We start from the raw sequence: 10097 nt of genomic DNA, 5'->3' as shown, positions 1-10097 counted from the left end.
AATGATCTGAACTCATTTCATTTAATCGTTAAATCCATATTAAGGGTTATGAAATCCTGCGAATAAGCGAGTATTCGTGAGAAAATCGTATTAAACTGAGGGAGTTCAAAAAGAAAAAAGAGCCACCTAAGTAGCTCAAAGATTTTTAAGTATAGCTCTCATTAGTTCCAAAAACTTTATCTTATTTGATTTATTAATTCTTTTGTTGTAAGTATAGTAGCGAACTCGTTATTTAAAGTAGCTAGGGAGGCACCATAATAGTTTCCATTTTGGTCTTTCATTCCAAATGCTGCTGTTGCATCTGAAATAAGGTATGTATTAAAACCTAAATTCCCACTCATTCTTGTAGTCGTAGATACACAATGAGGCGTAGTCAAGCCTGTTATTACTACATTTGCTATATTATTTAATTTAAGAAACTCTTCTAAGTTTGTACCAATAAAACTACTATTTACTTTTTTGTTATAACTAATTCATCTTCAAGGGGTTTAACCATTTCTTTTATAACAAATCCTTCGTTTTTTGGATAAAATACAGAATGTGGGTTATCGGACATATGTTGAATATGTATTACTCTCCATCCTTTATCCCGCCAGAATGCTAGTATCTTACTAATGTTTTCTTCTACTATTTAAAGTGCCTATTACAAAAATGAAGTAATATTTTGCCCGTGGTGACTTGAGTTTAATACGTAAAAAATCAGTTTAAGCAATGTATTTTAATTACAATACATTTGTTCTTTAACAAACCTGCCCCGTTATTGGAACAAGAAAAATAGCCGCAGCTACGACTCTTTGTTAAACTCAAGCACCCGTTACTTTAAGTGTAATTATTCACAAAATTATTTTTTCCCAATTATTTGTTGAAGAACGGAACTTATTTTCAGCTAAATTTATCCTTAAACATCTTACTAACCACTAATGCACCCAGTTAACCACTTTTTAGAAGCAAATAAGGTGGGCGACCGCCCCCCTGGTGATTTAGAAATCATTCGTTCCTAACCAATTTTTTTAAAATTAACCCGACAACTAATCCAGGTATCACAAATAATATTGGAAGCCAAACAGGTCCAACTAATACCCCAAAAATCGTTAAATTTGATGAATAGATACAACCAACTGTTACAAAATAAGCTGAAAAAACAAACGGAAGATAAGAATACTTTTCTTTTCCACCACCTGCATCTTTAAACGCATCCCACATTGCAAAAAAATATAAACATGGGTAAAACATTAACCATTGATATTCAGCTTGTTCAATCGCTTTTTTTATGTCCCCCTGAAAACTTGAAATAATTATAGTGTTAAAATTACCTTGAACATTAATTAGAAATTCTAAAAACACAAACACAATACCTTTTATAGGTTTACCATTTAGAAATTGTCCGAATCCTGGGAGTGCAATACTCCATAACAACGCTTCTTTACTGTTCGCCAAATTGTTCTATTCCTTTTCTGAATTCTTTTTTTCGACTAGCTTTCAAATAAGTTGTTCAAGCTGTTCCAATGTATCTTAACCCCTGTCATACGCTTTTGGTGGTGATTCAAACCAACCTTTATCAATTAAGATATTTATGCCGTCGTCAACAAATAAGCCAATGTTTACAAGTGTTCTTATATATAACATATCTATATCTCTTCTTGCAGTTACCGCCAGTGAATTTCCGAACGCCCTTATCTTCATTGCGAACATGTCCACTTTATGAAACAGCATTATTTTATCGGAAAAAGGAGGATATGTAGATGTTGTAACCAAATGATCCAGGTACGAAGGTGATTGAATTTGTTCAATATGAAGTTTTTCCTTATACTGCTTTACAGCTTTTTCAGTCATGTTCAAACCTCTTTTAAACAAAGCCTTTATCTTTTCATCCTTAACTATCTGATAGAACCCCAATAATAATGCCTTACTTGTTGTGTTATTCTCAATGTTATCCCAAAGATGAATGATTTCTAATGCCTGTAATGGTCGGACATCTTTAAGAAAACCATTTATGTAACTTTGTTTATCAATTTTATCAATTCCTTTTGGAGTTTGAATGATCGGAGGTTTTGCAATGAGTTTTTTTTCCATTAAAACATTATTAATTTGCCCTAAAAGGACTGTAGTACATTGATTACAATAAATAAAGAACTCTCTTATATCCTCCCGCATTATCAATGGAACTGCTACTGCGTAAAGGCTCATACCTGCCTTAGCAGCATATTTTAAATAATGAGCGTAAAATTCATCTTCGTATAAACGGGGGGCACCAAGATTTACATCATCTTTAGTAGATCCTTTAGGTATAGGGAAATTTTCTTTTTTTAAAAATCCTTCTATCCACTGCGTGAAATCCTTTGATAAGGCTAAACCATTTTCCAATAGCAACCTAATATCTTCATCATCGCAATGTTGATGAAAATAACCTAAGATTTGAATTGACATACTGTTTCCCATATAGGTAGCCCAAAGCTTACCCAATTCAAAAGTCATTAAAGGTTGGGTTTCACCTGATGTATGTATACTTAAATTTTGTGGTTTCATCACATTCATTGGATTTAATTCTTTATCCGTGGTCATAACTAATCTCCTCCCGCATTTTCGCTTAGGATTACCATTGGAAAATAATTTAATTCCAACAAATCGGACCTTTAACTTATAACGGTAATCAAAAAAGGACTGCCGAAACTGTCCTTTTACTTCAACTATTCTGCCTGTTACTTGAATAAGAAAAAGGCCTTACCCTGTTAAAGTAAAGCACCCGTTAGCTGAATAAGGAAAAGTTTCGTTGCCAGCACTTCTTACTTTACACAACTATCCATGCTCTGTCCCTACCGCCTGATTTTCACTCCTTTTCCCTGTATATCCATTTTTTTACTGTATATGTCTAGTGGCTCCAGGTCAGTATCTTGGGCATAATACAGTTTATATACATTAGTGAGGGGGATAGTATGAGGCTAAGAAATGGAGATTTTTATACAAATGTTTTTACCAATAAGTTATATAGGTTAAATGAAGATAAGGATAGCAGCTGGTACTTGAGTTTACGTGATGAAGAAGGTTATCATGAAACAGAAATGATATCAGGGCGTGATATGATTAGATTGGTAGAAGGTAGTTATAAAAAAAGCTAATAAAAAAAGAGCTACCCCATTCCTGTCATAGTACCTGTAATCAGATTTTTAGTGGAAAGTAGGTAAAACTTGAAACAATATAAGATGTTCCAAGGAAAAAGTCGCCTTTTTGTCGAATATAGTAGATAAAGGGGATTATCCAATGAATAAAGTTGAGTTATTAAAAAAATTACTAAATAGTAGTCGAGGTAATTTGTTTTCATTAGAGATTCCTACTACAAAAGAAAATGAAAAAAAGATTCAAGAATTGGTTAGAGTATTAGAAACAGAAAAAAGAATTAAATTAAGAGAATATGTACAGAGAGAATACTCAGTTTATTTACAAGGAATAATTAAGTATGCATCCGAATAATCGGATGCTTTTTTTATTGGGATGAAGCACCATAGGGTTCTTCAAGTTATACAGTAAGCCAAGATGGGCATAGAATTTTTATGAGATTTAGAAATTGTCAACCTTCATAACCCACAGAGCCAATAAATCCCTTGGGAATCTATTTTCTTAAATTAACCTGCCCCTATAGTTTAAGTACAACATATCACAATCTTCTTGTGGAAAATGAAAAAAGGCGACCTTCTACTTGAAGTATCGCACCCGTTACTTTAAGTACAATATTTCACAATCTAGTAGTGGAGAAATTTGTAGTAGAAATACTTAAAACAGCACGGAATCGCGTGGATGCTGCCATCATTTTATCGTATGCTTCGCTTGCACGTTCTAAAGGAAAGGTTTCAATTAATGGTCGTACATCCGTGAGTACACTGAAGTTAATGGTTTGTTGGATTTCTTCTGCTTGTCCAGTAAACGAACCCCTAACCGTATTGGGTCCTTTTAAAAAGTCCATTGCTGACAATTCCAACTGCTCACCAGAACCTGCTACGATAATTAGTTCACTGTCTGAACCAAGCCCATTGATCAGAGAAGAAATAGCTTTGGCGTTTGGAGCAGTAGCGAGGATTACTTTTGCTCCGCCTAGTGCCTGTAATGCTTGAGCTGGTTCTTCTTTTTCTGAATCAATGTAGTGGTGTGCTCCAAGTTGACGTACCAAATCTTCTTTATCGCTACCCCGTGAAATCGCAACAGTGCGAAATCCAGCTTTTTTTGCGTACTGAACGGCTAAATGTCCAAGTCCACCAATGCCCTGAATGGCAACAAGATCCCCAGGTCGAGCTTTGCTGTTTCTTAATGCACTAAACGTTGTTTCACCAGCACACATAAGTGGTGCTGCTTCCAATGCAGATAATTCATTTGGAATGCTTGACAAACTATCCTCATAAGCAACCATGTATTCAGCGTAACCACCGTCCATTGTCAGACCGGTTACTTGGTTGTTCCCTCCATGCCACCCAATGCCGACACGTTCACCGATTTTCCACTTCGTCGAACCTGTGCCAATTTCTTCAACTATGCCAATCACTTCATGACCAGGAATGCGGGGATACTCCGGAGATGCCCCTTTAATAGCCATGGAGTCTCCATTACATACTCCGCAAGCCTCTACACGGATCAGCGCTTGTCCTTCTCTCGGTTGGGGCACAGGGGTCTTTACTAATTGCATCTTTTCTCCCTTAGAAGGAATTTGTATAGCTTTCATCATTCTCAACATAAACTACCCCCTATAGTTCAGAATTTAAAAATTCTGTTAGCTTTCACATACGATACTCATTGAAAATATCATGTCATAAAGGCTTGTTATTTAAATTAATGATTTCAAAAACTGCCTGTTCAGCTGACTGAAGTGCGCCTTCAAGGTGTCCCCCAAATTGCGAGTTAGTCTCTGTACCAGCAAAAATAATTTTCTTTTCCCATATTCCTCTTTGTGGAGGTTTGCCATATATAGGAAAGTCCCTTAGAGGATTGAAGTCTTCCTCAACAGCCGTTTCTAAATCTGTGGACCAATCTTTGTAAAGTATAGAACTAACATCATTTTTGGCAGAGGGTCCAAAGAGCCTAACCAATTGGTCGATAACCAATTCCAGAATTTTATCTTCACCCAGTTCTTGGCGCATTTTCGCTGGCATTCCGAAGAAACCAAATAATGCACCAGAGCCTGTATCAGGAGAAGCATCATGGATTTCTTGTAGAGGTCCAACCCAGCTCGATGCGAAGCCAGAGAGACCTGATTCTCTCCAAAAAGGACGTTCATAGATGGCAACTGCCTTAGCCTGCCCTGCCATCCACGTCGGTTTGTTTATAAGGTCAGTTATAAGTTCTGTAGGAAGAGAAGGATAAAATTCAATATGACGTGCCACAATTCGAGGCGGCAATGTTAGGATAACAGCACTTGCAGAAACTATTTCCCTCTTTCCATTAGCAAGTTCTGCTTCAAGTGTGATAGCACCGGTATTATCTAGTCGAATTGCTGTTACTCGCGTTTTTAGCTCGACTGTGCCCCGCGGAAGATTATTTGCTACAGCATCAATAAGGGATTGCACACCTCCTATGAATCGCACCGACCTTGCATCAGAATTTTCCGGTAGTACATAACGTTCTGGTGGTTCGTTTTGGTATCGTTCTGAAAGCATTGCTCCTTTGGTGTACTGGTCAAAAGTTCCTAAATTCAGTTCCTTGACAAGATTAGCAATAGTCCTTTCGTGCTGTGACCAGAACCATGTCGGACCGAGGTCAAATTTACCCAAGTCAGGTCTGGTTGGACTTGGAGCGCTTAACACTCTACCTCCGATTCTATCTCTAGCCTCTAGAACCCTACATTTGATGCCTTGTTCAGTAAGCAAAGATGCGGCACGAAGACCACTTAAACCAGCACCAACAATAACTACAGGCTTGTTCATTTTCCTTCCTCCTTGTGTAGTTTTTCCTCTTCTTAATAAGCTTTTATACCGCACAGTATTGTTTAAATAGAGCTCCAAGGTTATTACCGATTGTAAGCCTTCAGAAACTGCCTTAAGCTCTACTAAAGGAAGTTCTTACTTTAAATCATACAAATTGAAAGCATATGAAAGTTCATAAATTATAGACATGAAATATATTTTAATATTTTTGTTCCAGATACTTCTGCCATTCATGAATACTTTCTGCCATACGGTAAGCCATAAACCCTTGCTCTTTCATTTTTTGCGCGGCAATAGCTGAAAAAGCACAGAACTGCCCTCTACAATAAGCTACAACTTCTTTATCTCTCGGTAATTCTTGAAGATATGAATCCAAGTTTTCCATTGGAATAGAGACCGCGCCTTCTATATGTCCAGCGTTATATTCCTCTGTTGGACGCAAGTCTAGGAGGACAACATCTCCTCTATTTAACTTTTCGTACACTTGATCCATCGTAAGTGTATTTAAACCTTCAAAACCACCTAAGAAATCTTCTTTAATCCGAGTGATATCTGAAAGTTGATTTTCAGCAATATGCCATAAGGAAAATAAAAACTCCACAACTGATGGATCAGCTAATGAATAAACAGCATACGTTCCCTTTTTAGTAAATTTAACTAATCTTGAATCATTCAGAACCTGAAGATGACGAGAAACATTTGCCACATTCATACCTGTATCTTGCGTCAACTTTTCGACAGTTTTTGGACCCTGAGCTAGCAAATTTAATATCTCTAGTCGTTTGTCACTCGATAAACATTTTCCGATTCTTGATAGTTGTTTATACAATTCATCTTTATAATCTTTTGCAGAAGAAATGAGCTCTTCCATACTAATCATCCTTTATTTTTCAATTGATAACATTGTTAATGATACTCTTGTTGAAGTAAAAATAACAAAATAATCATTCCATATGCTCATACTCATTTGCAAGAGTAAGAAATGTTAAAAATAAATGATTCCGCGGTAAAACAAAGAAAAAACCTTTTCTTTTATTAGTATTAATTCAACTTATTTTCTTTCTTAGAAAAGATTAATGTAATTTCTTTCACTTTTTTGATGATAGAAAAAGGAACAATCATTTTTATGATTGCTCCTTTTTTATTTTTATCTTAATCGAGCTGTAACTCCACCATCAAGTGGCATTATAATGCCTGTAATCCATGATGATGAATCATCCGCAAGGAATAAAATTGCATTTGCTACATCTGCTGGAGTACTATTGCGTCCAATAGGATGAAACGCATTAAAGGTTGGTAACACTTCCGCTACTTGTTCTTCTGACATAAAAGTATTGTAAATTGGTGTTTCAACAACTGCAGGTGCTACTGCATTTACTCGAATGTTATCGCCAGCGAATTCTACGGCTAAATTTCTTGTTAAAGCATGTCTTCCTGCCATTGCAGCAGAGTATGCAGATGAAGGAGTTGCTTCCACTGCTTGAATTGCCCACATTGAACCAGTATTTACAATTGCTCCTCCTCCACGTTTTTTCATTTCTGGGATAACTGCTTGAGAAGGATAGAATGTTCCTTTAACGATTGTATCTAAATAAGATTGTACATCATCCTCTGTATGATCAAGGAATGGTGTTGGATTAAATTTCCCTGTATTATTAACTAATACATCTACACCACCAAACACTTCTACAGCTTTTTTAACCAAATTCTGCGAAGTTTCCTTTTTACTGATGTCACCAGCTACATATAAAACTTTTTTACCAGTTGGGTCAATTTCTAAAGCCGATTCCTTTAACACATTTTCTCTACGTCCATTAATAACCACGTTTGCTCCTTCTTCAAAAAACTTTTTTGCAGTGGCTTTCCCAATCCCAGTACCTCCACCAGTTACGATTACAGTTTTGTTTTCAAATCTCATTATCATTCATCTCCATTTTTATTATTTAGTTCAGTGGTTAGATTAATCACTAATTGGAAATTATTTCCAAGTTCATTTTCACCTAAAAACATATTATTGACTGTTTTTAGTTACCTTTTACTAATTCATTTACAATAGATAACTATATTAACTAGCTACTAACAGTAAGATTTAATTTTGAAAATTTATTTCCAACTCGTGATTTGACAGAACTACTGTTCACATTGAAAAAATTTATGCGATTAGTAATTAACTATTCAATTGAATAATTGAATAATAACATCAGAATTCCAACTCGTCAATTAAATTAATTTACCTAATATTAAATATTATCCAATACTAACTCTACCCCCGACTCAATAACGAAGGTGGGTTGCATAACCAGAAAATGTGCTACAAAAATGAAAATCTTTACTACGCAGTAATTGTCTACTAATCATTAAATAATGACGGTTTTTCTAATTCCACATTACTGCTCTTTAGAGGAACAAGAAAAAAGAGCCGAAGTATCGACTCTTTGCTACTCAAGTATCCACTTAGTTTTAAAAATACTCTACAAAAAATCCCGATTTTCCTAAACAATCTGCCCTATTTTCTAACTCCACGAGACCATATCACCACTGGAATTAGTAATAAAGATAAAATCCCTCCGGTAATTGATAATGTTAGATAACTTGAACCTGCCACAATCAATCCCGACATGGCTCCACCTGTAGCCCCTGACAACGCAATTAAAACATCCACGGTACCTTGAGTTTTAGCCCGTGTGGAGGTATTAGTTGAATCGATAATAAGTGCTGTCCCACTTATCAAACCAATATTCCATCCTAATCCAAGTAAAGAAAGAGCAATTACCATAAGAACCATAGAATCTCCTGGTGCAAATGCTGCTATTAAACCTGCCAGAAGTAACGTAATTCCAGAAGCAATAGCCATTACAGTACGCCCCAACTTATCAACAAGGGCACCTGTAACAAGTGAAGGGAGATACATGGCACCTATATGAAACCCAATAACAAGACCGACTGCACCCAAGCCATGTCCATGATGCATCATATGAACTGGTGTCATTGTCATAATAGCTACCATTACCATTTGAGTAAGGACCATTATGGTTGCTCCAACGATGATTCCTCTTTTGTTTTCTGTATGTTCAGTTGTTGCCAATTGCCCTTTATTACTAGACTCTTGGTTGATTGCTTGTATTGTTCTTGCTATAACTAATGGATCTGGGCGAAGCATGATGAAAAGGACAGTACCTGCTAAGATATAGGCTGCTGCTCCTAAAATGAAAGGACCAGCAAGCGATGGAACACCAATCGAAAGGGCAAAATCACCCATCACATTTACTAAATTTGGTCCTGCAACTGCACCAAATGTCGTAAAAACCATAGCAATACTAATAGCAGTTGCACGTTGTTTTTTATTTGCTAAGTCCGTACCCGCATAACGAGCTTGTAAATTTGTTGCTGACCCTGCACCATAAACAAGCAAGGAAGTAAATAAAAGGAAAACACTATTTAATATTGCTGCAAGTATGACACCTATTGCTCCAAGTCCACCGAGCATAAAACCAGCTGTCTGACCTGTACGCCGTCCATAACGTTGAGAAAGTCTCCCAACTAAAAAAGCAGCACCTGCCGACCCAAAAGTAAGTAAAGCCGAAGGAAGTCCAGCAAAAGCATCTGTACCGAGCATTTGCTGTGCAAGAAGTGCACCCACAGTCACTCCCGCAGCTAACCCTGCGCCACCCAAAATTTGTGAAATACTTACAATGAATAATGTTCGCTTGTATAACGATTTTTGTTTTTCTGAAGAATTAATGTAGGTTTGTACTAGATAATGATCTACGTCTTCAAGCTTTAACTTTCATTTAGTTTGGTTCACTAAAGCACCCTTTAGTTGAAGAAGAAGATGAGCCTTTTATGTCAGTTTTTTAACGATACCCTTTAAGAATTTCTCAATAAACTTTATACATAAGTATCCACTAATATGGATAAACTTCTTTTTAAGAGCATGGGTTACTACACCCCACCTTTCTTGAAAGTGGAAAGACTTCCTATCCCGCCTTGGATGGAAGCTAACCATTCTCCTATATATAATCCAAATTTCTTGAAATCCTGATAACCGTCACTATTTTGGCGGTTTTTTTATCGTCTACTTAAACCCATCTAACGTTTGTTATTTTCATTGAGTAAAAACAAATAGCCACCATTTGTGACTGCTAAACTAAAGTAGACAGTTTTCGCTAGATAAGAAGAAACACTTATTTA

The 10097-nt window shown here is 36.3% G+C and carries 9 protein-coding genes and 1 pseudogene; 2 read left to right on the top strand and 8 right to left on the bottom strand.

The window, feature by feature from the left end:
- Positions 1-176: 176 nt before the first annotated feature.
- The 3 genes and pseudogenes from J7E67_RS24790 to J7E67_RS24780 form a co-directional block, all read right to left on the bottom strand.
- Positions 177-625 (bottom strand): annotated as a pseudogene (locus J7E67_RS24790) (isochorismatase family protein); the annotation flags it as partial.
- A 362-nt stretch (positions 626-987) separates the two neighbouring features.
- Positions 988-1437 carry a hypothetical protein gene (locus J7E67_RS24785; RefSeq protein ID WP_214733013.1) on the bottom strand — a complete coding sequence of 150 codons (450 nt, stop codon included), beginning with the start codon at positions 1435-1437 and terminating at the stop codon, positions 988-990.
- A gap of 75 nt (positions 1438-1512) precedes the next feature.
- Positions 1513-2562 carry a DUF3231 family protein gene (locus J7E67_RS24780; RefSeq protein ID WP_214733012.1) on the bottom strand — a complete coding sequence of 350 codons (1050 nt, stop codon included), beginning with the start codon at positions 2560-2562 and terminating at the stop codon, positions 1513-1515.
- 371 nt (positions 2563-2933) lie between these two features.
- Between J7E67_RS24780 and J7E67_RS24775 the strand changes: the two genes are divergently transcribed.
- Together J7E67_RS24775 and J7E67_RS24770 are read left to right on the top strand one after the other, a co-directional pair.
- Positions 2934-3116 carry a hypothetical protein gene (locus J7E67_RS24775; protein WP_214718448.1) on the top strand — a complete coding sequence of 61 codons (183 nt, stop codon included), beginning with the start codon at positions 2934-2936 and terminating at the stop codon, positions 3114-3116.
- Between the two features lie 142 nt (positions 3117-3258).
- Positions 3259-3468 carry a hypothetical protein gene (locus J7E67_RS24770; RefSeq protein ID WP_214718446.1) on the top strand — a complete coding sequence of 70 codons (210 nt, stop codon included), beginning with the start codon at positions 3259-3261 and terminating at the stop codon, positions 3466-3468.
- A 262-nt stretch (positions 3469-3730) separates the two neighbouring features.
- Here the strand turns inward: J7E67_RS24770 and J7E67_RS24765 are convergent, their stop codons facing one another.
- The 5 genes from J7E67_RS24765 to J7E67_RS24745 form a co-directional block, all read right to left on the bottom strand.
- Positions 3731-4717 (bottom strand): zinc-binding dehydrogenase, encoded by a 987-nt coding sequence (locus tag J7E67_RS24765; RefSeq protein ID WP_214718479.1) that lies wholly within the window; start codon positions 4715-4717, stop codon positions 3731-3733.
- A gap of 76 nt (positions 4718-4793) precedes the next feature.
- Complete coding sequence (locus J7E67_RS24760) at positions 4794-5906, bottom strand: flavin monoamine oxidase family protein (RefSeq protein ID WP_214733011.1); 1113 nt, start codon at positions 5904-5906, stop codon at positions 4794-4796.
- 199 nt (positions 5907-6105) lie between these two features.
- A complete protein-coding gene (locus tag J7E67_RS24755) occupies positions 6106-6777 on the bottom strand; it encodes an ArsR/SmtB family transcription factor (protein ID WP_214718444.1) in 672 nt (223 codons plus the stop codon).
- Between the two features lie 276 nt (positions 6778-7053).
- Complete coding sequence (locus J7E67_RS24750; RefSeq protein ID WP_214733010.1) at positions 7054-7824, bottom strand: SDR family NAD(P)-dependent oxidoreductase; 771 nt, start codon at positions 7822-7824, stop codon at positions 7054-7056.
- A gap of 588 nt (positions 7825-8412) precedes the next feature.
- Positions 8413-9648: an MFS transporter gene (locus J7E67_RS24745; protein ID WP_214733014.1), complete on the bottom strand. Its 1236-nt coding sequence runs from the start codon at positions 9646-9648 to the stop codon at positions 8413-8415.
- Between the last annotated feature and the right edge of the window lie 449 nt (positions 9649-10097).

The sequence above is a fragment of the Bacillus sp. ISL-46 genome, from assembly GCF_018613205.1.
This window is presented reverse-complemented; position numbering and strand designations above follow the sequence as displayed.

What these genes read in the sequence shown, in the direction of transcription:
- J7E67_RS24780 (WP_214733012.1), bottom strand. Translation starts at nt 2,562, where the DNA reads ATGACCACGGATAAAGAATTAAATCCAATGAATGTGATGAAACCACAA.
- J7E67_RS24755 (WP_214718444.1), bottom strand. Translation starts at nt 6,777, where the DNA reads ATGGAAGAGCTCATTTCTTCTGCAAAAGATTATAAAGATGAATTGTAT.
- J7E67_RS24760 (WP_214733011.1), bottom strand. Translation starts at nt 5,906, where the DNA reads ATGAACAAGCCTGTAGTTATTGTTGGTGCTGGTTTAAGTGGTCTTCGT.
- J7E67_RS24750 (WP_214733010.1), bottom strand. Translation starts at nt 7,824, where the DNA reads ATGAGATTTGAAAACAAAACTGTAATCGTAACTGGTGGAGGTACTGGG.
- J7E67_RS24770 (WP_214718446.1), top strand. Translation starts at nt 3,259, where the DNA reads ATGAATAAAGTTGAGTTATTAAAAAAATTACTAAATAGTAGTCGAGGT.
- J7E67_RS24775 (WP_214718448.1), top strand. Translation starts at nt 2,934, where the DNA reads ATGAGGCTAAGAAATGGAGATTTTTATACAAATGTTTTTACCAATAAG.